This window comes from Pseudomonas sp. Eqa60 (assembly GCF_018326405.1).
GTDB classification, from domain to species: Bacteria; Pseudomonadota; Gammaproteobacteria; order Pseudomonadales; family Pseudomonadaceae; genus Aquipseudomonas; species Aquipseudomonas protegens.
Genome location: NZ_AP024342.1, coordinates 1,162,351 through 1,187,907 on the forward strand (window position 1 = coordinate 1,162,351; position 25,557 = coordinate 1,187,907).

Genomic DNA, 25,557 nt, shown 5'->3' on the forward strand with positions numbered 1-25,557 from the left:
CCCATGACCTTGCCCACCATCACCCGTAGCTGGGTCGAGTCCGCCAACGGTCACCCCGACTTCCCGTTGCAGAACCTGCCCCTGGGCGTCTTCAGCACCCAGGGTTCGGCGCCCCGCAGCGGGGTCGCCATTGGCGAACAGATTTTCGACCTGGAAGCGGCGCTGGATGCCGGGCTGTTCGAAGGCCAGGCCCAGGCTGCGGTGCAGGCGGCCCGTGGCGGCCAGCTGAATGCGTTCTTCGAACTCGGCCGCCCGGCCCGGGTCGCCTTGCGCGAACGCCTGCTGGAACTGCTCGGCGAAGGCAGCAGCCTGCGCGGCAAGATCGAGGCCCAGGGGGCGAAACTGCTGCCCCTGGCCGCGGACTGCCAGATGCACCTGCCGGCCAAGATCAACGATTACACCGACTTCTATGTGGGCATCGAACACGCGCAGAACGTCGGCAAGCTGTTCCGCCCCGACAACCCGCTGCTGCCCAACTACAAGTACGTGCCGATCGGCTACCACGGTCGCGCATCCACTATCCGTACTTCCGGTGCCGACGTGCGCCGGCCCAAGGGCCAGACCCTGCCGGCCGGGCAGTCCGAACCGACCTTCGGCCCCTGCGCGCGCCTGGACTACGAACTGGAGCTGGGCATCTGGATCGGCCAGGGCAACGAGATGGGCGAGCCCATCGCCATTGGCGACGCCGCCGAACACATCGCCGGGTTCTGCCTGCTCAATGACTGGTCGGCGCGGGATATCCAGGCCTGGGAATACCAGCCGCTGGGCCCGTTCCTGTCGAAAAGCTTCATCACCAGTATTTCGCCCTGGGTGGTGACCGCCGAGGCCCTGGAGCCGTTCCGCCAGGCCCAGGCCCCGCGCCCTGAAGGCGACCCGCAACCGCTGCCGTACCTGCTGGACAAGCGCGACCAGGCCGCCGGTGGCTTCGACATCGAACTGGAAGTGCTGCTGACCACCCGCACCATGCGCGAGCAGGGCCTGCCGGCACACCGCCTGACCCTGAGCAACACCCGGTACATGTACTGGACCGTGGCGCAGATGGTTGCGCACCACAGCGTCAACGGCTGCCAGTTGCAGGCCGGCGACCTGTTCGGTTCGGGCACCTTGTCCGGCCCGCAGAACGGCCAGTTCGGCAGCCTGCTGGAGATCACCGAAGGCGGCAAGAAACCCATCGAACTGGCGTCCGGTGAGGTGCGCAAGTTCCTCGAGGACGGCGATGAAATCATCCTGCGCGGGCGTTGCAGCCGTGAGGGTTTCGCCTCCATCGGCTTCGGCGAATGCCGTGGCACGGTCCAGCCAGCACGTTAAGGGAGAGCCCCCATGCAGCTCTATACCTACTACCGCTCCACTGCGTCCTACCGGGTGCGCATCGCTCTGGCCCTCAAGGGCCTGGAGTTCCAGGCCATACCGGTCAATCTGCTGGTGCCCAAGGGCGGTGCGAATCGCCAGCCGGAGTACCTGGAGATCAACCCGCAGGGCCGGGTGCCGGCCCTGCGGACCGATGAAGGCGACCTGCTGATCCAGTCGCTGGCAATCATCGAGTACCTGGAGGAGCGTTATCCACAGGTGCCGCTGCTGTCCACGGACCTGGTCAGCCGCGCCCGGGAACGGGCGGTTGCCGCGATCATCGGCTGCGACATTCATCCGCTGCACAACTCCAGCACCCAGAACCTGCTACGGGAATGGGGTCATGAGGAAGCGCAACTGCTGGTGTGGATCGACCACTGGATCAGCCAGGGGCTGGCGGCCCTGGAGCAACTGATCGGCGACCAGGGCTTCTGTTTTGGCGATGAGCCGGGGCTGGCCGATGTGTTCCTGATTCCCCAGCTGTATGCGGCCGAGCGTTTCAAGGTGTCCCTGGACGCTTATCCGCGGATCCTCCGGGTCGCGGCCCTGGCCGCCGAGCACCCGGCGTTCCAGGCCGCGCACCCGGCCAACCAGCCGGATACGCCAGCCTGAACCTGCACGCTGCCCGGTATCCGGGGCAGCGTGGCATCCGCATCATCCAGGCCCCGCAACGGGGCCTGAGCGGTCACCGCCTGTGACCTGCGCAACACTGCTGCCCATAACCATAAAAAACCGAACAGGTACCTTGCGATGCAAAATCAGATTGCCAGCTTTCGTGCTGCGCTCGACGCCCGCCCGGTGTCCCGCTACCAGTGGTTGCTCTTGTTGCTTCTCGCCTTGCTGCTGGTCACCGATGGCTACGACGCCCAGGTCTTGGGCTATGTGGTGCCGGCCCTGGCCCAGGACTGGGGGCTGGAGAAGGCCGCCTTCGGCCCGGTGTTCAGCGCCAACCTGCTGGGCCTGACCCTGGGGTCCCTGGCGGTGACGCCCCTGGCGGACCGTTTTGGCGTGCGCCGGATCCTGCTCGTTTGCGTGCTGATCTACGCCAGCCTGACGGTGCTGATGGTGTTCGCCAATTCCCTTGAAAGCCTGATGGCCGCCCGTTTTATCTGTGGCATCGGCATGGGCGGGGCGATGCCCAGCGCGATGGCGCTGATGTCCGAATATTCGCCGCCGCGCCTGCGCACCCTGATGGTGACCCTGGCCGCCTGCGGTTTCTCCTTTGGCGGCGCGGCGGGTGGTTTCGTTGCCGCCGGGTTCATCGATCGCTTTGGCTGGGAAGCGGTGTTCCTCGCCGGTGGCATCACGCCACTGCTGCTGTTTCCTTTCCTGCTCTGGCGCCTGCCCGAATCGCTGCCGCGCCTGCTGCGGGACGCGCCGCCCTATGCGCGGCTGCGCAAGGTCACCGCACAGATGCTCCCGGACTGGCAACCGCCGGCCGCAGTGCTCAACAGCGGTGAGCAGGTGGACAGCAAGCTCACGGTGCTGGAGCTGTTCCGCCATGGCTATGCACGGCCGACCTTGCTGATCTGGGCGACCTTTTTCGTCAGCCTGATCCTGCTGTATTTCATGATCAGCTGGTTGCCGACGCTGCTGCTGGAGAGTGGCCTGGCCCTGAGGCAGGCCAACCTGGTGACTTCGATGTTCCTCTTCGCCGGCACCCTCGGCGCGATCTGCATGGCCTGGTTCGCCGACCGCCTGAAACGCAAGGTGCGCCTGCTGGCCGCGGTGCTCAGCGCCGCCGCACTGTGCACCGTGCTACTGGGGTTGAACCACGACAACCCGCGCTACCTGGTGGTGTTCGTGTTTGCCGCGGGCTTCTGCATCATCGGTGGCCAGTTGACCCTGAATGCCTTCGCCAGCAACTTCTACCCGGCCCAGGTACGCGCCACCGGCACCGGCTGGGCTTTGGGCGTGGGGCGTTTCGGTTCGATCCTCGGTCCGCTGTTCGGCAGCATGCTGCTGGCGATGCATATTCCGGTGCAGCAGATTTTCTTCTTCTGCGCGATTCCGGCCCTGCTTGCGGCGTTGTTGATCATCCAGGTGCGTTCGCCCCTGGCGTCGGCCTCGGGTGAGGCGGGGCCGGCCGCGCAACGGCAGGCGCCGCTCAAGTCCTGAGGGGCAGGGGGGTTCAGCGTGCCAGGTGCTTGATCATCGGCACGCAGGCCAGGGTCAGGCCCCGGGGCGACTGGTACTGGGCGATGCGCTCACCGACGAAGCCGCAGCGGCGATAAAAGTCGGCGGCGTTGAGGGTCGAATCCAGGATCAGGTGGGGCAACTCGGCTTCCAGCGCCCGTTCTTCGAGGTACTCCATCATCTTGCGGCCGATGCCGCGTCCCATGTAGGCCGGGTCGACGAACACCGCGTCGACCTGCCCGGTCTCCAGGTCGAGCATGCCGCTGGCGGTCACCTGATTGTCGATGACCGCGACATGGCCGGTGTTTTCCACCACTTCGATGAAGTAGTCGCTCAGTTCGCCAGCCGTCCAGACCTGGAGGTCCGCTTCGGGGTAGTGGCCGGCGCACTGCTGGTTGATGGCCTGGTTGCGAATGTCGAAGACTCGTTGTGCGTCGGCGCCGTGGGCTTTTCTGATGAGCATGCTGTGTCCGTTCCCTGGGGTTAGCCGCCCATCCTGCCAGAGCCCGAGCGCTGCTGTCATGCGGCCCTGGCCTGTATCAGCAACAGCCCCCAGCCGGTGGGCAGGGTGCCGTCGGCGCATTGCAAGTGCCGGGTGGCGTCGTGCAGTTCCTGCTTCATCCTGGCGCGGTTGGCAGGGCTCAGGCGATCCAGGTCGTAGGTGTCGCCAAGGGCAACCCAGAGTTCCTCGAAGGTTGGCGTCCAGGGCAGGTCCAGGTCTTCGAAGTGCAGCGCGGTGAAGTGCCGGTCCAGCAGTTGCCGCCAGCCATCCTCCGACTGCGCCCGTGGGTCCACCAAGGGCAGGTGCGCCAGGTGGTCGCGTCGGGCGGCGGCGCGGAACACCTGCAGGTAGTGCTGGCCCAGTTCCCCGAGGAGAAATTCCCGGCCGACCACCGCTGACAGTTGGCCGCCCGGGACCAGTACTCGATGAACCTCCTGCAGCACCTGCTCGATATCGCTCATGAGCATCAGCGCCAGGTGGGAAAGCACCGCGTCGACGCTGGCGCTGGCGAGGGAAAGGGCTTGCGCCCGCTCCTCCAGCAGCAGGCCCCGGCCCGCCAGGCGCACATGGGCCGCCTGTAATTCGGTGGCGCTCATGTCGACCCCGAGCAACCGTGCCGTGGGGTGGTGCCTGGCCAGCAGGTCGAGCAGGAAACCGTCGCCGCAACCCAGGTCCAGCACCCGCGCCTCGGGTGGCAGGGCCTTGAGGGTGGTTGCCAGTATGTCGTAGGAGGAACCACGCCCTGCCAGGCTCAGCCCGGCGAAGGCCGGTGGCGTGGTGCCGGGGTGGCGCTGGTGGAAATCCTGGAGGAAGCGTTCGGCGCTGTTCATGCTTTTTCATCCTTGCAGCAGGCGGGTGGGCGGCGGGCATTGTTGCACGGCAGGCGCGGAACCGCGGGGGATTCAGTGCACGATGGTGTTGGGCGGCAGGTGCCCCAGGCGTTCGGTCAGGCGCAGGCGCTGGATCGGATCGTCGCTGAGCAGCAGGGCGTGCTCCAGGTCGAAGCGTTCGGCATTCGGGCATTCCAGGCGCTGGTAGAGGCTGGCCCGGGCCAGGTAGTCGGCGGCGCTGCCGTTGCCGATTTCCAGGACCCGTTCGGCATTGATCAGGGCCCCCAGGTGGTCGTCGTAGGACAGGTGCAACTGGCGCAGGTTGCGTGACAGGCGCTGGAACATCTGCAGCGGTTCGGCGCTGGCCAGGTGCTCGGCGCTGAGCTTGATATGGGCGCCGTACTGGCGTTGCAGCAGTTCCCGGCAATCGTTGGGGTACAGCCGGCGCCCGCCGCACGGGTCCAGCAGGTGGTCGGCACCGGGTACCCGCAGCAGGAAGTGCCCGGGAAAGTTCACCCCCGCCAGCGGCACCTGCAGCCGCTGCGCCAGTTCCAGAGCGATCAGGGCCAGGGCCAGGGGCTGGCCGCGCCGACGCTCCAGGACCTTGTCCATCAGCGCCGCCTGGGGCCGCAGGGGCAGGTGTTCGTCCTGCTGGAAACCCAGGTCGTTGAGCCGGCGCAACAGCGGTTGGCCAAGCTCGTTCGCCGGCAGCGTCGGCAGGCTGCTGCCCACTTGCTGCTGCAGTTGCTTGAACTCCTCCAGCAACAGGCCGGGCACCACCTGGGGATCATGCTCGGCGGCAATCCACAGGGCAGCTTCCAGCAGGGCGGGTGGCGAGCGGTGCAGACAGGCGAAAAAAGCTTGGCGCGGGTTCATCTCGATCTCCGACGGATGCCTCGTTTTAGCCTCGTGACGAAGCTTCGTCCAGTGTTGAAATGCGTGGTAGCAGGTTATTTCCCAAAGCCTGCAAAACCCCGGGGCTTATTCCTGCGCGGCGCAGCAAATTCCAGGCGCAAGCCTATACTGGCGTCTACAAGAAGTGATTCGGGAGCCCGTCGATGTTCGCTCTCATGCACAGTACCCGCCTTGAATCGCTGCACCTCAGCGTCGACCCCTGTACCGGGTTGAAGGCAGTGATCGCCATCCACGACAGCCGCCTGGGGCCCGCCCTGGGCGGCTGTCGTTACCTCGCCTACCCCGACGACAGCAGTGCCGTGACGGATGCCGCGCGCCTGGCCCAGGGCATGAGCTACAAGGCCGCCCTGGCCGGCCTGCCCCAGGGGGGCGGTACCGCCGTGATCATCCGCCCCGCCCATGTGGAAAGCCGCGCCGCCCTGTTCGAAGCCTTCGGCCGATGCGTCGAGCAACTGGACGGGCGCTACATCACCGCCATCGACAGCGGCACCTCGGTGGCCGACATGGACTGCATCGCCCAGCAGACCCGTTACGTCACCAGCACCAGTGCCGCGGGCGACCCGGCCCCCCATGCCGCCATGGGAGTGTTCGCCGGCATTCGCAGCACCGCCATGGCGCGCCTGGGCAGCGACAACCTGGAAGGCCTGCGGGTGGCGATCCAGGGGCTGGGCAACGTCGGCTATGCCCTGGCCGAGCAGTTGCACGCTGCCGGGGCAGAGTTGCTGGTCAGTGATATCGATGCCGGCAAGGTGCAACTGGCCATGGAGCAACTGGGCGCCCATCCCATCGCCAACGATTCTCTGCTCAGCACCCCTTGCGACATCCTCGCACCCTGCGGCCTGGGGGCGGTGCTCAACAGCCTCAGCGTGGCGCAACTGCGCTGCTCGGCGGTGGCGGGTTCGGCCAACAATCAACTGACCAACCTGCAGGTGGCCGATCAACTGGAGCGCCGCGGGATTCTCTATGCGCCGGACTACGTGATCAATTCCGGGGGGCTGATCTATGTGTCCCTCAAGCACCGCAACACGGAACTGCCGGTCATCACCGCCCACCTGTCGAAGATCAGCCAGCGGCTGACGGAAATCTTCGCCCACGCCCAGGCCGAAAAGCGCTCCCCGGCGCGAGTGGCCGATGAACTGGCGGAACGGGTGCTGTACCGCTAGGCATTCTTGCCTTAACCCTTGGCCAGGCTCTGTGTACCATCCGGCTGCGAAGTGCCCACTGACAAGGAATGTATCGACGATGCGTGAAGCGCTGGAGACCGGGCTGGATGAGCAGTTGTCCTGCCTGTTGCGGGCGGGGGCGGACTTTCAGGCGGTTCGTGATGTTCTTGTGGCATACCGGGACAAGGGCTTTTGCGCAGAGGCCGTATACAAGCATCTGGCATCACTCCGCCCTGGCGCATCAGAAGAGCTGGAGGACCGAATTCTGGAAGCCATGGATATCGCATCAGGTTTTTGTTCCGCAGGCTCCAGGGTCTGGGACGTCGCGCAATGACAGCGCCAGATATGGCCCCACCATTGACTGGCTGCTCCATCAGGCAACTGCAGTTGTACGCAGCGGCATGCCTGGCGGTTTACTGCGAACGAAAAGGCATTGCTCACCCGTCCATCGATGAGTTGATAAAGCACCTTGAGGGCTACCCGCCAAAGGGCGATCTACTGGCGTGGGAGAGAGCCGGGGCGCTGCTGGCACTCAATGGTCGCGGAGATGATTGGCCCCAGGAGCTTGTCGCCTTGATAGCGCCTGAAGAGGTCGAGGCGTTCTCCTGCATCGTTGACAGCGCAGTTGAGGTGGGAATGGTTGACCTGTATGGCGACTCGACTGAGATGCCCCTGGCCTTCCTGGGCAAGATCACTTCCCTGCTGCATCGCAACGCTATCGAATTGCCTGATCCGCCAGGGGCGACAGCGCTTGAACCGGCCACCGCACAAGTGCCACTCTTGCCTTCGCAGGCATGAAAAAAGCCCTGTGCCAGGGGCACAGGGCTTATTCAATTCGCGTAAAGCCTATTTTGCGGCCTTGGCCGCTTTCGCCGGTTTGGCTGGCGCTTCGGCTTCAACAGGTTGCGGCTCTGCCACAGCCTCCACTACGGGAGCGGGGGCACTGAGCAACTCGGACAACGCGTCCGGCTGGCTCTTGAACGCCTTGGCGAACACATCGCGGTTCTTCGCCATGTAGATCCCGGCTTCTTCCACCTGCTGTTCGCTCAGCGACGGCACGGCTTTGTGCAACACTTCAGCGAGCAATTCAGCCAGTTCGAGCATTTTGTCATGACGGTCAGCTTCGGCTTTATCCATGAACAAGCGCTCCAGATCTCGGCTGCTGCGGTATACCACTTCGACGGCCATTCACCACCTCACATGCCTTCACGATAATGGGTCTGTATAAACACTGTATCTATATACAGGTCGAGAGAATAGGCGAAACCTTTTCCCTTGGATAGTGGCTTTTTAATGTAGACGCAATTTTTTTCCCGGGCCGATTGTTACCAGGCCGTGCCTCGTTGCCGGCGGCCACCATCTCATTGAAGGCTCCTGGCCTTTTTTCTGCATGCAGAACAACCGTCACGTCCAATCCGCATCATCCGGTCGAACCGACCTAAGGAAGAACCATCGTGAAAATCAATTGGGCCGAGAACCTGCGGCAGAACGTCCACCAGTTGGCCGAGTCCCTGGGCAACCTGTTCGTCGAGTCGTTCCACTACCTGGCGCTGTTTGCCATAGGTGCGGTGACTGCCTGGGCGGCGGTGATGGAATTCTTGCAGATGATCGAGGCGGGCCACATCAAGATCGATGACATCCTGCTGCTGTTCATCTACCTGGAGTTGGGGGCGATGGTCGGTATCTACTTCAAGACCAATCACATGCCGGTGCGTTTCCTGATCTACGTGGCGATCACCGCGTTGACCCGGTTGCTGATCTCCAACGTCTCTCACCACAACCCGCCGGACCTGGGCATCATCTACCTGTGCGGCGGCATCCTGTTGCTGGCCTTCGCCATCCTGGTGGTGCGCTACGCCTCGTCGCAGTTCCCTTCGGTGAAGATCGAGCATCCGCAGCGCAAGATCGGCGCGGGCTCCGGCGAACACCCGGAAGTGGAGAAGGGCGAGCTCTAGAACCTCAGGGCCGGCGGCGCGAGCTTCTGGCCGGTGGGCGGCGGCAGGCCCAGGCTGTCGCCGTTGGTCATGGCCTCGAGAATGGCCACGGCACTGTGGCCCTGCTCGATGGCGATACCAAACTGAATGCTTTGCACCAGGCGCTTGATGCGCTGCGGGTCATTGCGCTGGGCCGCGCTGATCATGCGCTTGGCCACCACCCGGCCACCTTCGGACAAGGTCAGCATGATGCTGCCGTCCAGGCCCTGGATGCTCAGGTTGACCTGGTATTGCGGGGTGAAGGTGTCGGTAATCAGTTGAAAAGGGTTGTCCATGATGCGTCACCGCCTGATTGGATCGTGCAGTCATTGACCGGCAGGGCGCGGAATTAGTTCGCGATTCCGGACCACTGGCCAGTCGTTCGCCGAGGGTGGCCAACGTCCGTATTCCTCCCCCGGGACAAAGCAAGGGACATGCCGGGAAATGCGCCGGGCAATGAATACGGGGACAAAAAAAGCGGACCACAAGGTCCGCTTTTTTTATCCCGGCCCGATTCAGGGCACGACCGAATAAATGATCGCAGACAGTGCGACCAGCCCGATCAGCACCACGAACAGGTTCGACAACTGGCCCGAATACTGGCGCAGTGAAGGCACCCGCCGGATCGCATACATCGGCATCAGGAACAGCAGGCAGGCTATTACCGGTCCGCCCATGGTCTCGATGATGTGCAGGATGCTCGGGTTGAAGGTGGCCACGGCCCAGCACGTGAGGATCATGAACAGCGCGGTGATCTTTTCCAGGCTGCTGGAGGACAGCGAGCGCCCCCGCAGGTTTTTCACGATCAGGCCCTGGAAGCCTTCGCTGGCGCCGATGTAGTGGCCCAGGAACGACTTGGTAATGGCCACCAGGGCGATCAGCGGGGCGGCATAGGCAATCACCGGGGTCTGGAAGTGGTTGGCCAGGTAGGACAGGATCGAGATGTTCTGCTCCTTGGCCGCTACCAGGTCCGCCGGCGACAGGGCCAGCACGCAACTGAAGCAGAAGAACATCACTGTCAGCACCATCATGCCGTGGGCCGTGGCCAGGATACCGCTGCTCTTGGCTTCGGCCTGCGGGCCGTAATGGCGCTTCTGATCCAGGGCGAAGGCCGAGATGATCGGCGAATGGTTGAAGGAAAACACCATCACCGGGATCGCCAGCCACAGGGTCTTGAAGAACAGCGGCAGGGGCATGCCTTCGCCGGCCGAGGCGAAGAACGCGCCGTTCCAGTTGGGGATCAGGCTCAGGGCCAGTAACAGCAACGCGGCGACGAACGGGTAGACCAGCAGGCTCATGGCCCGCACGATCACGCCCTGGCCGCAGCGCACGATGGCCATCAGGCCGAGGATCAGCAGCAGCGACAGCAGCGCCCGCGGCGGTGGAGTCATGTGCAACTGGTGTTCCATGAAACTGCTCAGGGTGTTGGTCAGCGCCACGCTGTACACCAGCAGGATCGGGAAGATGGCAAAGAAGTAGAGCAGGGTGATGAGCTTGCCGGCGCCGACCCCGAAATGCTCCTCGACCACTTCGGTGATGTCTCCGGAGCGCCCGGAAAGAACGAAGCGGGTCAGGCCGCGGTGGGCGAAGAAGGTCATGGGGAAGGCCAGCAGCGCCAGCACGATCAGCGGCCAGAAGCCCCCAACCCCGGCGTTGATCGGCAGGAACAGGGTGCCGGCGCCGATGGCGGTGCCATACAGGCCGAGCATCCAGGTGGTGTCGTGCTTGCTCCAGCCCTGGCGGGCGCTGGTGGTGTCGCGGGGTGTGGCTACAGCAGGGGTTTGGGCAGCAGGTGTCGGTACATCGGTCATCGTTATCGCCTCGTTATTATTTTTGCTCGGGCTCACGTAGTGCGGACGGTCAGGGAAGGCTCCTCAGCATTCCACCCAGCTCACCGCCAGGCCGCCCCGTGAAGTCTCTTTGTATTTGTCATGCATGTCGGCGCCGGTATCGCGCATGGTGCGGATCACCCGGTCCAGGGAGATGAAGTGCTTGCCGTCGCCGCGCAGGGCCATCTGGGTGGCGTTGATCGCCTTCACCGCGGCAATCGCGTTGCGTTCGATGCAGGGCACCTGCACCAGGCCGCCCACTGGGTCGCAGGTCAGGCCAAGGTTATGTTCCAGGCCGATCTCGGCGGCGTTTTCCAGTTGCTCGGGCGTGGCACCGAGGACTTCCGCCAGGCCCGCGGCGGCCATGGCGCAGGCTGAACCCACTTCACCCTGGCAGCCGACTTCGGCGCCGGAGATGGAGGCGTTCTTCTTGCAGAGGATGCCCACTGCCGCGGCTCCCAGGAAAAAGCTCACGACGTCGTCGTCAGAGGCCTGGGGATTGAACTTCATGTAGTAGTGCAGCACCGCCGGGATGATCCCCGCCGCACCGTTGGTAGGGGCGGTGACCATGCGTCCGCCGGCGGCGTTTTCCTCGTTGACCGCCAGGGCATAGAGGTTGACCCACTCCATGGCCGAGAGGGTCGAGGTGATGACATTCGGCTTGCCGATTTCCAGCAGGCTGCGGTGCAGCTTGGCGGCGCGCCGCGGTACATCGAGGCCACCAGGCAGGATGCCTTCGTGGCGCAGGCCCTGTTCCACGCATTCGCGCATCACCGACCAGATATGCAGCAGGCCGCTGCGGATTTCGGCGTCGCTGCGCCAGGCTCTTTCGTTGGCCATCATCAGCTCGCCGACGCGCAACTGGTGGGTCTTGCACAGCGCCAGCAGTTCAGCCGCGCTGTTGAAGTCGTAAGGCAATTCGACGCTGGCGCCGGCTTCGGTTCCGGCCTCGACCTGGGCCGCTTCGATGATGAACCCGCCGCCTACCGAGTAGTAGGTCTGCTCCAGCACGATGCCCTGCTCGCCGAGGGCGGTCAGGGACATGGCATTGGGGTGGTAGGGCAGGCTTTGGTCCAGCAGGAGCAGGTCCTGTTGCCAGTCGAAGGCGATGTTCCTGCGCCCCCCCAGCAGCAATTGGCCGCTGTCGCGCAGTTGCTGGATGCGTGGGCCGATGCTGCCCGGATCGATGCTGTCGGGCCATTCGCCCATCAGCCCCATGACGCTGGCGCGGTCGGTGGCATGGCCGACACCGGTGGCGGAGAGGGAGCCGTAAAGGCGGATCTGCACCCGCTGTACCTGATCCTCCAGGCCCAGGTCGAACAGCGCCTGGGCGAAGGTGGCGGCGGCGCGCATCGGGCCCACGGTGTGGGAACTGGAAGGACCGATACCGACTTTGAAAAGATCAAAAACACTGATAGCCATGCTAAAGCCTTACAAGCAATGGAAGGTGGATCGCTGCCATTTTTTGTAGGCCAAGCGCAATGTCGGCGATACTGCCCGGGTCGGTTGGTACTGACCAACGAAACTTCCTAAGAGATCCTTTAGCAGGACTAAACGATGAGCCGTCAGTTTCATGCCCAGACCTATGTCTGGCTGCATGTGTTTTCCTGTGCCGCGCGGCACCTGTCCTTTACCCGTTGTGCCGAAGAACTGCACATCACTCCCGGGGCGGTCAGCCAGCAGATCCGCCAGTTGGAAGAGCGCCTGGGTTTGCGCCTGTTTCACCGTCGGCCCCGGGGTGTGGAACTGAGTGCCGAAGGCCAGCGGTTGGCGCTGACGGTGAGCGAGGCCTACGGCAGCATCGATGCGGAACTGCGGCGCCTGGACGCGGGAATGATCAGCGGCACCCTGCGCCTGCGTTCGATCCCCTCGTTTCTTGGCAAGTGGCTGACGCCCCGTTTGCCGCGGCTGCAACAGCGTTATCCGGAGATCCAGCTGCGGCTGGTGGCGGAGGACAGCAGCGTGGCCCTGCATGAAGGCGACTTCGATCTGGCCATCGACCTGAACGACGGCAGCTACCCCGGCTTGCAATCCACCGCGTTGCTGGACGAGCAGATCTTCCCGGTCTGCGCGCCGACTCTGCTAAGGGGCCGTCCGCCGTTGCACGGACCGGCGGACCTGGCGCATTTTCCATTGCTGCACGACATCACCGCCTGGCGCGGCAGCTATGAATACGCCGAATGGGAGTTCTACCTGAATGCCATCGGCTTCGAAGGCGCGGATGTGCGTCGTGGCCACACCTTCAACCGCAACCACCTGACCATCGAGGCGGCGATCGCCGGCATGGGCGTGGCGATTGCCCGGCGTACCCTGCTCAATGACGAACTGGAGCGCGGCACCCTGATCGTGCCTTTCGGCCTGGCAGTGCCCAACCACAAACGCTACGTGTTGCTCTATGCGCCGGGCGCCCTGAGCCATCCGAGTGTACGCGCGGTGCATGACTGGCTGGTGGAGGAAGCGGAGATCTTTCGCGGTTTGCACCCTCTGGGTGAGGGGCAATTGTGAGGGTTTGAGCGAGGAAGCTGAATCGAGTCAACTCCCGACCTTAACAGCGCCTTTGCAGTTTGTCCGGCTTTATTTGCGTATGAATATTTATCTTTTTTAAGGGGTTGAAATGTTCGCCGCCGTGCCTAATTGTGTAATCAAGAGGTCACGAAATGCAGGTTCCAACACACTGCCTTGACCCTCTTACGAGCAAGCTGAAATAAGGGAAGAACTATGCAAATCCAAGTCCATAGCGATAACCATATTCAAAGCAGCCTTCGGATGGAGGAGTGGGTGCGCAGCACCGTTGAAAGCACGCTCGAACGCTACGAAGAAGACCTGACCCGGGTAGTGGTCCACCTGCGGGACGAGAACGGCGGCAAGTCAGGTCCGGACGACATGCGCTGCCAGCTGGAAGCCCGTCCGAAAGGTCACCAACCGATTTCCGTGACCCACAAGGCCGACACCCTGGAACAGGCCCTCGATGGCGCCACCATCAAGCTGGAAAGTGCCCTGGAGCACATGTTCGGTAAACTGCGCGGCAAACGTGCGGCGGCGGTGCCCAGCAGCGATGGCACCGAGGCGGATGCTCTGCTCGAAGAAGAATTCCTGGAAAACCAACAGGCCGCGCTCAATAGCTGACGGCTGAGTTTCTCCCCCAACCAACGGGCCTGCATTGCAGGCCCGTTTTGTTGTGGGCGAGAAAAAGTCAGAACGCCACTGAAGTCTGTACGTAAAGGGTGCGCGGCTCACCCACGTACTTGCCCTTGTTGTTGTCGTCGAAGGAGCGGGTGAAGTACTGGTGGTTGAAGATGTTCTTCACGCCCACCGCGACATTCAGGTCCGACAGCTGCGGACCGAAGTCGTAGCCGGCGCGAGTGCTGAACAGCATGTAGCCGGGGATGCGGCCGTTGCTGCCGTCAACGCTTTCGCGTGACGTGTTGGCGTTGTCGGCGAACTGGCCGCTCTGGTAGCTACTGTCGAGGTTGAGCTTCCACGGACCTTCGGTGTAGCTCACCCCCAGGGTGCCCTTGTGCTTGGAGGAGAAGGGCACGCGGTTGCCCTTGTTCGGGCCGTCCTCACGAATCGTGGCATCGACGTAGGCATAGGTGGCGTAGACGTTGAAACCGGCCAGCGCCGGATCGAGGCCGTCCAGGGCGTAGTTGATGCTGCTCTCGATGCCCTGGTGGCGGGTTTCACCCCGGGCGATCACCGTGTCGTTGGTCTGGTTGCTGTCGTACTGGTTGTCGAAGTTGATCAGGAAGGCGCCGATCTCTGCCCGCAGGGTGCCGTCGTCATAGCGGGTGCCCAGTTCCCAGGTACGGGCCTTTTCCGGTTTGACCTCGCCGCTGGCCACGCGGTTGGGCATCTGGCTGTACTGCACGCTGCCGAAGGAGCCTTCGGTGTTGGCGTAGAGGTTCCAGCTCTCGTTGAGGTGATACATCACATTCAGCGCCGGCAGCGCGGTGTTGTAGTCGCCTTTGTATTTAACATTGGTGAGGTTGTTGCTCTGCTGCGACTCGATCATCTCGTAGCGGATGCCCGGGGTCAGGGTCCACTTGCCGATATCGATCCGGTCGTCGACGAAGAACGCGTGGGCCTCGGTGCCACCGCGGGTATCCCGGTCGTTGCGGCTGTTGGTGGTGGGCAGTTGCTGGTTGGCGGTCAGCGGTGTGCGATAGCGCAGTTCATGCCCGGCTTCGTTGATGTAGCGGTAGCCGACGCCCACTTCATGGCTGCTGTCCCCCAAGTCGAAGCCCTGGGCGAAGCGGGTTTCCAGGCCACGTACCCAGTACTCGCGGGGTGACAGGGAGAGGAAACTGCCCTGGTCCAGATAGCCGCTGCGCAGGGTCTTGGTGAAGAAGCTGTTGACGGTGAACTCCCGGCGATCTTCCTGATAGCGATAGCCGACGTTGAACATCGTGCGTCGACCCCAGAATTTGTCATAGGGACGGGTGGACTGATACGGGTCGGCCTTGTAGTTCGCCACGTTCAGGCCACCGGGCATGTCCGCTTCACCCTCGTAGTACTGGGCCATGGCATTGAAGCTGTTGGCCTCGTCGAGCTGGTACTTGCCCTTGAGGATCAGGTCGTCGATCTGCGTGTCGCTGTGTTCGCGCCAGTCGCCGCCGCGGGTGCCGGAGTACAGCAGGGCGCCACCCAGGCCGTTGTCGGCCGTGCCGCCGGCCAGCAGGTTGGCGCTGGTCTTGAAACCGTCATGGCTGGAGGAGGGGCTGGTCTCGGTCTGAAAACCACCCTTGACCGTCGGTGCGTCGGGAATCGCCCGGGTCACGAAGTTGACGATGCCGCCGACGTTCTGCGGGCCGTAGCGCACGGCGCCGCCGCCACGCACCACGTCCACGGCATCCATGTTGCCCATGCTGATGGGGGCAAACGACAGTTGCGGCTGACCGTAGGGGGCGAAGGGTACCGGGATGCCGTCCATCAGCACCGTGGAGCGCGAGGCCAGACGCGGATTGAGGCCGCGAATGCCGAAGTTCAGCGCCATGTCGTGGCTGCCGGTGCCGTTGTTGTCCGGTGCGTTGACCCCGGGAATCCGATTGAGCACGTCCCGCGCCTGGGTGGCGCCCTGGCGTTCGAACTCCTCGCGACGGATCACGTCCCGGGCCCCTGGGTGCTCGAACACATCGCTTTGCTGGGCATCGCCGAGCCAGTCGCCGACCACGCTGGAGGCGCCCAGGTGCAGCGGCTGCGCAGCGGCCTCGGGGCTGGCCGGTTGCAGGCTGAAGGCATTTTTGCCTTCGGCCCGGGCTTGCAGGCCGGTGCCTTGCAGCAGAACGTTCAGGCCTTCCTGCGGGCTGTACTGGCCTTGCAGGCCACGGCTTGCCACGCCGCTGGTGACCTGTGAGCCGAAAGAGATCAGCACTCCGGCTTGCCGGCCAAACTGGTTCAGGGCGTTTTCCAGCGAGGTCGGGGCGATGTGATAACTCTGGGCCTGGGCCTCGGCGGCCTGGACCAGGGGCAGGCTGGCCAGGCTCAGACTGGCCCCCAGCAGCCAGTGGCGCAGGGTACGGGCCAGAGGCGTGAGGCAGGTGGGTTGCTCGGTCATGAAGGTGGGTCCTGAGAAGGGGGAATCAAGGTGGCTTTCCTTCTCTGTCACTTGAACCTGGGGAAACGGCTCATGGGCGGTGGTTTTTTTTTGGTGCCGGGGCGGGCGGCGATTGGTTTGCGGGGGCTTGGGTGCGGCCCGGGTCAAGGGCGCGTCCCCTGCGGAGCCGGTTGCAGCCCGCGGCAGCGGCGACAGAGTGCCGTCAGGCGCGGGCCTGGACGGTGACCCAATAGCGGGTGAAGCGACGTACCTTGACCGGCAGGCTGATCTCCAGCAGGTCGAGAATCCGCTCGCTGTCATCCAGGGGGTAGCTGCCGGAAATCAGCAGGTCCGCCACCTGCGCATCACAGTTGAGCTGGCCGCGGCGGTAGCGCCCCAGTTCGTCGAGAAAGTCCGCCAGGCGCATGTGCGCTGCCACCAGCATGCCTTCGCTCCAGGCGCCGCTGCCGGCATCCAGGGCCCGGGGAGCTTGCCAGCTGTTGCCGGTGAAATTCAGTTGCTGCCCGGCCGCCACCTGGGGCGGGGTTGTGGCGTAGTCCAGGGGCGTCACGCCGACGGTTCCGGAGAACACCGCCAGTTGGGTGTAGTCCTTGAATTGGCGCAGGTTCAGCCGCGCGCCTTGCGGGCTTACCTGCCCTTGTGCGGTCTGCACCCGCAGCGGCCGGGCATCCTGGGCACTGGTGAGCATGATCTCGCCCTCCAGCAGGCGGATCAGCCGTTGCTGGCCATCAAAGCGCACATCCACCGCGCTGCTGGTATTGAGCTGCAACTGGCTGCCGTCGCTCAGTTGCAGTTTGCGCCGCTGCCCCAGGGGGCTGCGGTAATCCGCCAGCAGTGGCGGCAGCGGGTTGTGCTCGCGCAGGCCCCAGGCGGCGGCCGAGCCGGCGCCGAGAATCAGCAGCAGCTTCAGTGCCTGGCGCCGGCTGGCGGATTTCGGCGCGTTCAGGGCGGCGTGGGCCAGGGGCGAAGACAGGCCACGCAGGCGCTGGTTGACGCGCTGGATATGCTCCCAGGCCCGTTGATGTTCGCTGTGGGCATCGTGCCATTGCTGCCAGGCCTGTTGCTGGCGCGGGCTCAAGGGCCCGCCCTGCATTTCGATCAGCCAGTGCACGGCCTGTTCGGCCACCTGGTTGCTGAAATCGGGCTGGCCGTTGAGGTGTGGGTTCATCGAGGCACTCACAGGGCGAAGTAGCAGCGCATCGCCGCTTTGTTCAGGTGGCGTTTGACCGTGGCGATGGAGATATTCAGCTCCCGGGCGATTTCGCCGTAGGTCAGGCCGTCCAGCTGGCACAGCAGAAAGGCTCGCTTGACCGGCCGCGGCAGGCCGTCGAGCAGGCTGTCCAGATCCATCAGGGTTTGCAGGATGATGGCCCGCTCTTCCTCGGAGGGCGCCACCTGTTCAGGCATCTGCGCCAGGGTTTCCTGATAGGCCCGCTCCAGGTCCTGGCGCCGGTAGTGGTTGAACAGCACGCGCTTGGCGATGGTGGTGAGAAACGCCCGGGGCTCGATCAGGGCCGGTGTTTCCCGGGCGCTGAGTACCCGGATGAAGGTGTCCTGGGCCAGGTCTGCGGCGCTGTGGGGGCAGCCGAGCCGGCGCCGCAACCAGGTGTTCAACCAGCTGTGATGGGCCTGGTAGAGGCCTTCGACGGTAGCGGTGTGGGACAAGCCGGACGCTCCTGCACCGAGATGGCGCATAAGAGAACAAGAATTGTTCGCATTGTAGTGGGGCGACATGGCATTCGGCAATCAGGCCGGACCGACGGGTTTGCATCGGGTTCGTCGCTGCTTTTTGCATATGAGAATATTTATCATTAAACTGGCCCGCCTACTTCCCCCGGCCGCCTGTGTGCTGTGCCGGACCTCCCCTCGCGTCAAGGTCGAAACATGAAAAGCAAGGCTGGCGGTCTTTCCGCTTCCTATCGTCTGGCGGTGGCTTCGCGGGTATTCGCCGCGGTGCTGGGGGGCTATCTGCTGGCGGCGCTGGGCAGTGTCTGCCTGACCTTGCTGCTGCCCCTGCCCAGGGCCGATGCCGTGGTCAGCGCAATGATGACGTCCTTCCTGTCCTATCTGGTGGCAGTGCTCTGGTGCTTTGCCTGTCGCAGTGCCTGGCAGGCCTGGCTGGGCTTGTTGCTGCCGAGCCTGGTGCTGGCGCTGGTCGCCGGCAGCGCCTACTGGGTGGCCCTGCTATGAAGGAAGGATTTCGCCAGTCCATGGCCTGGCTGCACACCTGGAGCGGGCTGCTGTTCGGCTGGTTGCTGTTTGCGATCTTCCTCACCGGGACCCTGTCCTACTTCAAGGATGAGATCACCCACTGGATGCAGCCGGAGGCGCCGGCCCGGGTCCTGAATGCCGATGCCAGCCTGGGGCTGGCCCAACGCTACCTGGAACGCCATGCCCAGGGCGCGCAACGCTGGTTCATCGGCCTGCCCGATGCCCGCCAGCCGAGCCTGTCGGTGGGCTGGCAGGCGCCCGGCAAACCCGGCGAGCGCGGTGCCTTCACCGAGAAACTGCTGGACCCGGCCACCGGCAGCGAAGTGCATGTGCGCGACACCCGCGGCGGCGAGTTCTTCTACCGCTTCCACTTCCAGCTGCAGATGCCCTATCCCTGGGGCCGCTGGCTGTCGACGATGGCGGCCATGGTGATGTTCGTGGCGCTGATCAGCGGCATCATCACCCACAAGAAAATCTTCAAGGACTTCTTCACCTTCCGCCCGCGCAAGGGCCAGCGCACCTGGCTCGACGGGCACAACGCGGTGGGCGTGCTGGTGCTGCCGTTTCACCTGATGATCACCTACAGCAGCCTGGTGATCTTCATGTACATGGTCATGCCGGCGAGCATCCTGGTGGCCTACAAAGGGGATTCCGATGCCTTCTTCGAGGACTTGCGGCCCGCTGCTGCCGCTGCCTCGGCCGCCGGGCAAAGTGCCCCGCTGGCCCCCTCGAACCCATGCTGAAGCAGGCCCGGGAACGTTGGTCGGGCGGCCATGCGCAGCGCCTGGTAGTCAGTTACCCGGGGGACCTGAATGCCTCGGTGCAGGTGTTTCGCCATGAAGCCGACCGGGTGGCCCGGGATTTCGGCAGCCAAGTGGCGTTCAACGGCGTGACCGGCCAGCCGTTGCAGGCCTCTGCCGAGCAATCCCTGCCGCTGGCCATCGGCGGCAGCTTCTATGGCTTGCACATGGGTCGCTTCGCCGGGCCGGTGTTGCGCTGGCTGTACTTCCTCTGTGGGCTGGCCAGCACCGCGATGATCGGCACCGGGCTGGTGATCTGGCTGGGCAAGCGCCAGCTCAAGCATGCCAAGAGTGCCGCCCAGCCTTTCGAACTGCGCCTGGTGGAAGTGTTGAACATCGCCAGCATGGCCGGGCTGCTGCTGGCGGTGGCGGCGTTCTTCTGGGCCAACCGCCTGTTGCCCGCAGGCTTCGCCGAACGCGCCGACTGGGAGGTCAGCAGCTTCTTCTGGGCCTGGGGCCTGAGCCTGTTGCACGCCTGCGTCCGCCCTGGCCGTCGCGCCTGGGTTGAACAACTGGGCCTGGGCGCCTTGCTGTTCGCCGGGGTGCCGGTGCTCAGCGTGCTCACCAGCCCGAGCCTGATGGATGGTTTCATGGTCCGGGGCGACTGGGCCATGGCGAGCTTCGACCTGGCGTGCCTGGGCAGTGGCCTGTTCCTGGCCTGGGCGGCGCGCAAGCTGCAGCGCGCGGGGGCCGCCGCCACAGCCACGCCCCGGGTGCCCCGGCAACGCCCGCCGGCTCCTGAAACCGAGGTGAATTGAATGCTCCTGGTGCTGTTGCTCTGTTATGCCGGCTTTACCGGCCTGTGCCTGTCCCTGGACCGGCATCACGGCGAGCTGCTCGGGCACAAGCCTTCGGCCCTGCGCCGCCACGGCCTGCGTCTGGGCGGCTGGATGCTGCTGGGCCTGTCGCTGGCAGCAGCAGTGCAGGGCACCGGCTGGAGCCTGGGGCTGGTGCAGTGGTGCGCGGTGCTGATGTTCAGCGCCTTGCTGCTGGTGCTGCTGTTGCCCTATCGGCCGCGCCTGGTGCTGACGATGGCGGGGGCCAGCCTGCTGGCCAGCCCGGTCGCGGCCCTGGCCCACTTCTGAGCGGACCGACGATGATGAGCACCCTGCCACCGGAGCCTGCCGAGGGGGATCACCCTGATCCGCAGGGCAGCCGTGCGCATTTTCTCCAGGTGTTCCTCTCCCAGCGTTCGCAGATGGAGGCCCTGGTCAGCCGCCGGGTCGGTTGCCGGGCCACCGCCGCCGACCTGGTGCAGGACCTGTTCCTGCGCTTCTGGCGCCGGCCCCTGGTGCAGGTCGAGGAACTCAGCACCTACCTGCTGCGTTGCGCCGGCAATATCGCCATCGACCACCTGCGCAGCGAGGGCGCGCGAGTGCGGGTCAATGAAGGCTGGCTGCCAGAGCAGCAGGACAACCAGGGCAGCGAGCCCCAGGCGGCGCTGGAAGCCGGCAACGACCTGCGGCATGTCGAAGCGGCCCTGCGCAGCCTGCCGCAGCGCACCCGGCAGATCTTCCTGCTCAACCGCATCCACGGGCGCAAGTACGCCGAGATCGCCAAGGCCATGGGCTTGTCCCAAAGCGCCGTGGAAAAACATATGATGCGCGCCCTCGAAGCCTGCAAGGCCAGCCTGCGGGAAGCCCCGGGCACGCGCACGCCAAGGAATGCACCGTGAACCACCGCACGAGTATCTGCCCGACGCCCGCTCAGGAGCAGGCCGCGCTGGCCTGGCTGAGCCTGCTCCACGATCAGCCCAGCAGTGGCGACCAGGCCACCTTCAGCCAGTGGTTGCAGGCCGACCCCGCGCATATCGAGGCCTATGCCCAGGCCCAGGTGGTGTGGGAGCTGAGCGAGCAGCCGGCGCGCACCCTGGCCGATGAAGACGCCTTTGCCCTGCACGGCCTGCTGCGTTCCATGGATGCTGCCAGGGGCCGGGCCCGGCGGCGCTGGTCGGCGGGGCTGGCGCTGGCCGCCAGTGTATTGCTGGCGGTGGCCCTGGGCGCCGGCTGGCAGCCCGGGCGCTGGGTCGATGACCTGGGGGCCGACTACGTTTCCGCGCCGGGCCAGGTGCGCACCCTGATCCTGGCCGACCAGAGCCAGGTGACCCTGGATGCCGACAGCGCCATTGCCGTGGATTTCAGCCGCGGCGAGCGGCATGTGCAGCTGCGTCGCGGCGCCGGTTTCTTCAGCGTCAGCCACACCGGCGAGCCCTTTGTGGTGGACGCGCAAGAGGGGGAGGCGCGGGTGCTGGGCACCCAGTTCGAAGTGCGCCTGCAGCCGGGCGGGGCCCAGGTCACGGTGCTGTCCGGCCGGGTGGGGGTCACGCCGGCCAAGGGCGCGGCGCAGCAGGTGCTCGGCGCCGGGCAGCAAGTGGCCTACGGACATGGCGTTGCGGCCCCGCTGCACGCTGTCGACAGTGAGGCGCAACTGGCCTGGCGCCAGGGCTGGCTGAACTATTACCACGCGCCTCTGGCCGAGGTGGTGGACGACCTGCGGCGCTATTTCCCCGGGCGTATCCTGCTGCTCAACGATGAACTGGCGGCGCGGCGCATCAGTGGCAGTTTCTCCAGCAAGGACCCGCAGGCGGTCCTCGATTCACTGCAGGCGGTGCTCGGCTTCCAGCAGCATCGGGTTCTCGGGAGATTCATCGTCCTGCGCTGAGAACCGCGTCCCAGAGCTCCCGAACATTCATCGTTATCACTCCGTTCTGTCACCAAACCGTTACATCAGACGGGGATGATCTGCGCATTCCTGAGCACATGGTCAGGATCGGCGAGGGTTGTGATTCAGCTCTCACAAGGGAGGGATGGCTGAAGCGGGAGCAAGACGATGCGCAGCTGGGATGTAGCTAAAAAGAAAAAAGCTCATATCGAGATCATTCCGATGATCGATGTGATGATGTTTCTGCTGGTGTTCTTCGTACTCATCAGCCTCAACGTGATCCCGGCCGTAGGGATCAAGACGCAGTTGCCGGTCGCCAGTACCGCGCAACAGTTGAAGCCGCAAAACAAGGCAGTGATTACCCTGGGTCTGCAAGAGCGCCTGCAACTCGATGGCCAGGACCTGGATGAAAGTGCATTGCTGGCGCAACTCAAAGTGTTGAACGACAGCAGTGAAAAGTTGGTGATCATTATCAACAGCGATCAGGGCGTGGAAGTTAAACGCCTGGTTTCGGTGATGGACTTGCTCAAGGGCAATGGCTTCTCTTCCGTCTCCATCGCTACACGCAAGTCCTGACGCCATGTTCAGCCTCTATAGAACTCGCAAGTTGCTTGCGTGCCTGCTGCCGGCTGGCCTGTTGTTGCTGGTGATCTATACCAGCCAGTTGCAGCAGTTGCAGATCAAGCCGGTGTATGACGAAAGCACCGTGGAAATCGCCCTGGTCGATGCCGCCGAACTGCTGGCGGCGGCCGAGCCACCACCGCCACCGCCTGAGCCGTTGCCCATCGAGCCCGAGCCGCCGCAGGTGGTGCCGGAGGAAGAACCGCTGGTGATCGAGCCGCCGAAACCCAAGCCGGTGGTCAAGCCCAAGCCGCCGGTGCCCAAGCCCATGGTGGCCAAGCCTGCGCCACCCAAGCCGGCCCCGGCCGTGGCCCAGAACGCCCCCACCGCGCCGCAGCCCGCAGTGGCCGCTGCGCCGAAACCGGTGGCCGCACCGGCTCCCGTACCTGCTCCGGCCACCGCGCCCGCGGCGCCCAGCAGTGCAATCAAGGAAAGTCTGTACACCGCCGCTTTGCGCAAGGAACTGGAAAAGCACAAGCAATACCCCAGCGGCCGCGAGGCCTCGCTGCAACGTCCCCAGGGCGATGTGGTGATCTGGCTGGAAGTCGATCGGGCCGGCAACGTGCTCGACAGTGGCATCGAAAACAAGGCGCCGAACATGTTGCTCAATCGCGCGGCGCAAACCAGTTTGCGCCGCGTGGAGAAAGTTTCGCCGTTTCCCTCGGACGCGTTCTCCGGCAAGAACAAGCAACGTTTTACCGCGACCTTTAGTTACAACGTGGAATAAACCCATCACCTATTAACGAAAGTTGTAAGCAAGGGATTGACCCGTGAAGATCAATAAACTTTATGCCCTGCTTCTGGCATCGGGCCTGGGCAGTTTTGCGCCACTGGTTTTGGCCGACGATACCGTGGACGTAGGTTCGGTGAACGTTGCCGGTAAACAGACCCTGGGCAACGGCCACATGATCAAGGAAGAAAGCGCCAAGGGCCGCTCCACCGTGACCAAGGAGGCCATGGATCAGATGGCCCCCACCGCCAACGCCGTGGACAAGCTCAAGTACACCCCGGGGATCAACGTTTCCAGCACCGACGCCTCGGGCCTGAGCGGCACCAACTTCACCATGCGCGGGATGAACTCCGACCAGGTCGGGCTCTCCGCCGACGGTTTCCCGATCAACGACTCGGGGGACTACAGCATCTACCCGAACCTGATGGGCGACCCGGAGAACTTCAGTGAAGTCTTCGTCACCCAGGGTTCGTCCGAAGCCGACGGCCCGCACATCGGTTCCAGCGGTGGCAACATCGGCCTGGTGACCGTGCGCCCGACCAAGGATTTCGGGGTGTTCGTCAAGCAGTCTGTGGGTTCCAACAACCTGCGCAAATCCTTTGCCCGCCTCAACACCGGCGAGCTGGGGGGCTTCAAGACCTGGGTCTCGGCGTCCCATACCGAAGGTGACAAGTGGAAGGGCAAGGGCACCTTGCGGGCCGACAAGATCGAGTGGAACACCCTGTTCGAAGACGGCAACGGCAACTCCACCAACGCCATCGTCAAATACAACCTGCAGGAAAACTACAACTACAACAGCGTCAGCAAGTCCCAGTTCCAGACCCAGGGCCGGCGCCTGGACTACTCGGAAAGCACCGTGTTCAAGAACGGCAGCGTGTCACAGTCCTACAAGCTCAACCGCAACCCCTTCGAAAGCGTGACCGCCTCGGTGACCCAGCGCTTCCAGCTGCGCGACGACCTGAGCCTGACCTTCAACCCGTACTACGTCTGGTCCAACGGCGGCAGCTTCAGCGGCCAGACCGCCACCACCTTGTCCAGCACCTCCAGCCGGGCCGGCAACTATGACCTGAGCGGGCTGCCCAGCGGCACCTACTACCGGCCTTCGTGGACCGAGACCTGGCGCCCCGGCATGACCACCAAGCTCAAGTGGGACCTCAACGAAGAGCACAGCCTGGACGTCGGCTACTGGTACGAGCGCGCCCGCCAGCGCCAGACCCAGCCCTTCATCGGCATCAAGGGCAACGGCGCTCCGGAAAACGTCTGGGGCGACTACAACGGCTCCGACCAACTGGTGGACCGCAATGGCGCGACGGTCCAGGGCCGCCACCAGTACACCGTGACCCCGGCGCAGAAACTCTGGGTGCAGGACACCTGGCAGGCGACCCCGGACCTGACCCTCACCGGAGCCCTGGCCTACCAGTACGTGGAGCGCGATGGCAACAACCTGGGCAGCCTCACCGACAAGCCGGAAAAACGCGACGCCAAGTACCACGAGTTCCTGCCCAGCTTCAACGCCAAGTACCAGGTGGACCCGAACAACCAGGCGTTCTACAACGTCACCCGCAACATGCGCACGCCGCCCAACTACGTGCTGTACAACAAGGGTGATTCCATCAGCCTGAAACCCGAGCTGAGCTGGAACCAGGAACTGGGCTGGCGCTACAGCGAGGAGAACATGGCCCTGAGCGCGACCCTGTTCTACATCACCTTCAAGGACCGGCAGATCTCCACCACCGATCTCAATGGCGACTACGTCGTGGCCAACGTCGGCGAAGTGAAGAACCGTGGCCTGGAGCTGGAGTGGAGCGGCCGCTTGCCACACAACTTCAACTACTACGCCTCGTACACCTACACCAAGTCCGAGCAGATGGATGACCTGACCAACAAGAACGTGCTGCTGCCGACGTCCGGCAAACAGCTGACCAACGTTCCGGAAAACATGTTCAACCTGAGCCTGGGCTACGACGATTCGCTCTACTACGGCAACGTGGTGGGCAAGTACGTCGGCGCCTTCTACGGCGACCTGACCAACGACGAGAAGATCTCCGGACGCACCGTGTTCGACCTCAATGCCGGTATCCACCTGCCGGTGGACAAGAAGGTGCTGAAGTCCGCGACCCTGCGCTTCTCGATGCTCAACGTGTTCGACAAGGAATACCTGGCGTCGGTACGCACCGTGTCTTTCAACTCGGTAAGGACCAATGGCCTGGCGCCAAGCACCGCCTATTACAACGTGGGTGAAGAACGCACCGCGATGGTCTCCCTGGAAGCTGCGTTCTGATTCG

Annotated in this window: 25 protein-coding genes and 2 pseudogenes; 17 read left to right on the plus strand and 10 right to left on the minus strand. The window is 64.2% G+C overall.

Features of this window, described 5'->3' with window-relative positions:
• Positions 1-3 precede the first annotated feature (3 nt).
• The 3 genes from fahA (at position 4) to KI242_RS05145 (ending at position 3,465) form a co-directional block, all read left to right on the plus strand.
• Positions 4-1,308 carry a fumarylacetoacetase gene (fahA, locus tag KI242_RS05135; RefSeq protein ID WP_123473911.1) on the plus strand — a complete coding sequence of 435 codons (1,305 nt, stop codon included), beginning with the start codon at positions 4-6 and terminating at the stop codon, positions 1,306-1,308.
• 12 nt (positions 1,309-1,320) lie between these two features.
• Positions 1,321-1,959, plus strand: a complete 639-nt coding sequence (maiA, locus tag KI242_RS05140; protein ID WP_015634196.1) for a maleylacetoacetate isomerase — start codon at positions 1,321-1,323, stop codon at positions 1,957-1,959.
• A gap of 138 nt (positions 1,960-2,097) precedes the next feature.
• Positions 2,098-3,465 (plus strand): aromatic acid/H+ symport family MFS transporter, encoded by a 1,368-nt coding sequence (locus tag KI242_RS05145; RefSeq protein WP_212805966.1) that lies wholly within the window; start codon positions 2,098-2,100, stop codon positions 3,463-3,465.
• Between the two features lie 13 nt (positions 3,466-3,478).
• Here KI242_RS05145 and KI242_RS05150 read toward each other — a convergent pair whose 3' ends face one another.
• From KI242_RS05150 to KI242_RS05160, 3 genes are all read right to left on the minus strand, one after another.
• Entirely contained in the window at positions 3,479-3,946 is a 468-nt protein-coding gene (locus tag KI242_RS05150) for a GNAT family N-acetyltransferase (protein ID WP_015634198.1), read from the minus strand.
• A gap of 56 nt (positions 3,947-4,002) precedes the next feature.
• The gene (locus tag KI242_RS05155; RefSeq protein ID WP_053149049.1) at positions 4,003-4,815 is read right to left on the minus strand and encodes a class I SAM-dependent methyltransferase; all 813 of its coding nucleotides are present in this window, start codon (positions 4,813-4,815) and stop codon (positions 4,003-4,005) included.
• 72 nt (positions 4,816-4,887) lie between these two features.
• Positions 4,888-5,691 carry a transglutaminase family protein gene (locus KI242_RS05160; RefSeq protein WP_011059326.1) on the minus strand — a complete coding sequence of 268 codons (804 nt, stop codon included), beginning with the start codon at positions 5,689-5,691 and terminating at the stop codon, positions 4,888-4,890.
• 182 nt (positions 5,692-5,873) lie between these two features.
• Here KI242_RS05160 and KI242_RS05165 point away from each other — a divergent pair, with 182 nt between their 5' ends.
• The 3 genes from KI242_RS05165 to KI242_RS05175 all read left to right on the plus strand — a co-directional run bounded on the left by KI242_RS05165 (position 5,874) and on the right by KI242_RS05175 (position 7,691).
• Complete coding sequence (locus KI242_RS05165) at positions 5,874-6,893, plus strand: Glu/Leu/Phe/Val dehydrogenase dimerization domain-containing protein (protein ID WP_011059327.1); 1,020 nt, start codon at positions 5,874-5,876, stop codon at positions 6,891-6,893.
• A 79-nt stretch (positions 6,894-6,972) separates the two neighbouring features.
• A complete protein-coding gene (locus tag KI242_RS05170) occupies positions 6,973-7,227 on the plus strand; it encodes a hypothetical protein (protein WP_041774068.1) in 255 nt (84 codons plus the stop codon).
• Positions 7,224-7,691 (plus strand): hypothetical protein, encoded by a 468-nt coding sequence (locus KI242_RS05175; protein WP_244868166.1) that lies wholly within the window; start codon positions 7,224-7,226, stop codon positions 7,689-7,691. The genes KI242_RS05170 and KI242_RS05175 overlap by 4 nt, the downstream gene beginning before the upstream one ends.
• A gap of 150 nt (positions 7,692-7,841) precedes the next feature.
• On the opposite strand, the pseudogene KI242_RS05180 reads toward KI242_RS05175, so the two are convergent.
• Positions 7,842-8,081 (minus strand): annotated as a pseudogene (locus KI242_RS05180) (YebG family protein); the annotation flags it as partial.
• Positions 8,082-8,347: 266 nt separating this feature from the next.
• On the opposite strand from KI242_RS05180, the gene KI242_RS05185 reads away from it, so the two are divergent.
• Positions 8,348-8,848, plus strand: a complete 501-nt coding sequence (locus KI242_RS05185) for a phosphate-starvation-inducible PsiE family protein (RefSeq protein ID WP_047283972.1) — start codon at positions 8,348-8,350, stop codon at positions 8,846-8,848.
• On the opposite strand, the gene KI242_RS05190 is transcribed toward KI242_RS05185, so the two are convergent.
• From KI242_RS05190 to KI242_RS05200, 3 genes are all read right to left on the minus strand, one after another.
• Positions 8,845-9,162 carry a DUF3509 domain-containing protein gene (locus tag KI242_RS05190; RefSeq protein WP_011059331.1) on the minus strand — a complete coding sequence of 106 codons (318 nt, stop codon included), beginning with the start codon at positions 9,160-9,162 and terminating at the stop codon, positions 8,845-8,847. The two genes, KI242_RS05185 and KI242_RS05190, sit on opposite strands and share 4 nt — an antisense overlap.
• Before the next feature lie 219 nt (positions 9,163-9,381).
• Positions 9,382-10,677, minus strand: coding sequence for a serine/threonine transporter (locus KI242_RS05195; RefSeq protein WP_123473909.1), 1,296 nt, complete (start codon positions 10,675-10,677; stop codon positions 9,382-9,384).
• A gap of 63 nt (positions 10,678-10,740) precedes the next feature.
• Positions 10,741-12,117, minus strand: a complete 1,377-nt coding sequence (locus KI242_RS05200; protein WP_212805967.1) for an L-serine ammonia-lyase — start codon at positions 12,115-12,117, stop codon at positions 10,741-10,743.
• Positions 12,118-12,252: 135 nt separating this feature from the next.
• On the opposite strand from KI242_RS05200, the gene KI242_RS05205 reads away from it, so the two are divergent.
• Positions 12,253-13,200, plus strand: a complete 948-nt coding sequence (locus KI242_RS05205; protein WP_212805968.1) for a LysR substrate-binding domain-containing protein — start codon at positions 12,253-12,255, stop codon at positions 13,198-13,200.
• A 213-nt stretch (positions 13,201-13,413) separates the two neighbouring features.
• Positions 13,414-13,821 carry an HPF/RaiA family ribosome-associated protein gene (locus KI242_RS05210; protein ID WP_123727515.1) on the plus strand — a complete coding sequence of 136 codons (408 nt, stop codon included), beginning with the start codon at positions 13,414-13,416 and terminating at the stop codon, positions 13,819-13,821.
• Between the two features lie 67 nt (positions 13,822-13,888).
• Here the strand turns inward: KI242_RS05210 and fecA are convergent, their stop codons facing one another.
• The 3 genes from fecA to KI242_RS05225 form a co-directional block, all read right to left on the minus strand.
• On the minus strand, positions 13,889-16,249 hold the full coding sequence (fecA, locus tag KI242_RS05215; RefSeq protein WP_212805969.1) for a TonB-dependent Fe(3+) dicitrate receptor FecA: 2,361 nt from the start codon (positions 16,247-16,249) through the stop codon (positions 13,889-13,891).
• Positions 16,250-16,451: 202 nt separating this feature from the next.
• Positions 16,452-17,417 (minus strand): FecR family protein, encoded by a 966-nt coding sequence (locus KI242_RS05220; RefSeq protein WP_072451248.1) that lies wholly within the window; start codon positions 17,415-17,417, stop codon positions 16,452-16,454.
• A gap of 8 nt (positions 17,418-17,425) precedes the next feature.
• Positions 17,426-17,914, minus strand: a complete 489-nt coding sequence (locus KI242_RS05225) for a sigma-70 family RNA polymerase sigma factor (RefSeq protein ID WP_019093370.1) — start codon at positions 17,912-17,914, stop codon at positions 17,426-17,428.
• Positions 17,915-18,133: 219 nt separating this feature from the next.
• Here KI242_RS05225 and KI242_RS05230 point away from each other — a divergent pair, with 219 nt between their 5' ends.
• From KI242_RS05230 to KI242_RS05265, 8 genes and pseudogenes are all read left to right on the plus strand, one after another.
• A complete protein-coding gene (locus KI242_RS05230) occupies positions 18,134-18,439 on the plus strand; it encodes a DUF3649 domain-containing protein (protein WP_210693763.1) in 306 nt (101 codons plus the stop codon).
• A 20-nt stretch (positions 18,440-18,459) separates the two neighbouring features.
• Positions 18,460-20,018, plus strand: a pseudogene (locus KI242_RS05235) (PepSY-associated TM helix domain-containing protein).
• Positions 20,019-20,345 carry a DUF3325 domain-containing protein gene (locus KI242_RS05240; RefSeq protein ID WP_047283981.1) on the plus strand — a complete coding sequence of 109 codons (327 nt, stop codon included), beginning with the start codon at positions 20,019-20,021 and terminating at the stop codon, positions 20,343-20,345.
• Between the two features lie 11 nt (positions 20,346-20,356).
• The gene (locus KI242_RS05245; RefSeq protein ID WP_011059342.1) at positions 20,357-20,935 is read left to right on the plus strand and encodes an RNA polymerase sigma factor; all 579 of its coding nucleotides are present in this window, start codon (positions 20,357-20,359) and stop codon (positions 20,933-20,935) included.
• Positions 20,932-21,921, plus strand: a complete 990-nt coding sequence (locus KI242_RS05250) for a FecR family protein (RefSeq protein WP_015634214.1) — start codon at positions 20,932-20,934, stop codon at positions 21,919-21,921. Before KI242_RS05245 ends, KI242_RS05250 begins: the two co-directional genes overlap by 4 nt.
• Positions 21,922-22,089: 168 nt before the next feature.
• On the plus strand, positions 22,090-22,497 hold the full coding sequence (locus KI242_RS05255) for a biopolymer transporter ExbD (protein ID WP_011059344.1): 408 nt from the start codon (positions 22,090-22,092) through the stop codon (positions 22,495-22,497).
• Positions 22,498-22,501: 4 nt separating this feature from the next.
• A complete protein-coding gene (locus KI242_RS05260) occupies positions 22,502-23,269 on the plus strand; it encodes an energy transducer TonB (protein ID WP_011059345.1) in 768 nt (255 codons plus the stop codon).
• A 43-nt stretch (positions 23,270-23,312) separates the two neighbouring features.
• Positions 23,313-25,553: a TonB-dependent receptor gene (locus KI242_RS05265; RefSeq protein ID WP_019093373.1), complete on the plus strand. Its 2,241-nt coding sequence runs from the start codon at positions 23,313-23,315 to the stop codon at positions 25,551-25,553.
• The last annotated feature ends 4 nt before the right edge of the window (positions 25,554-25,557 follow it).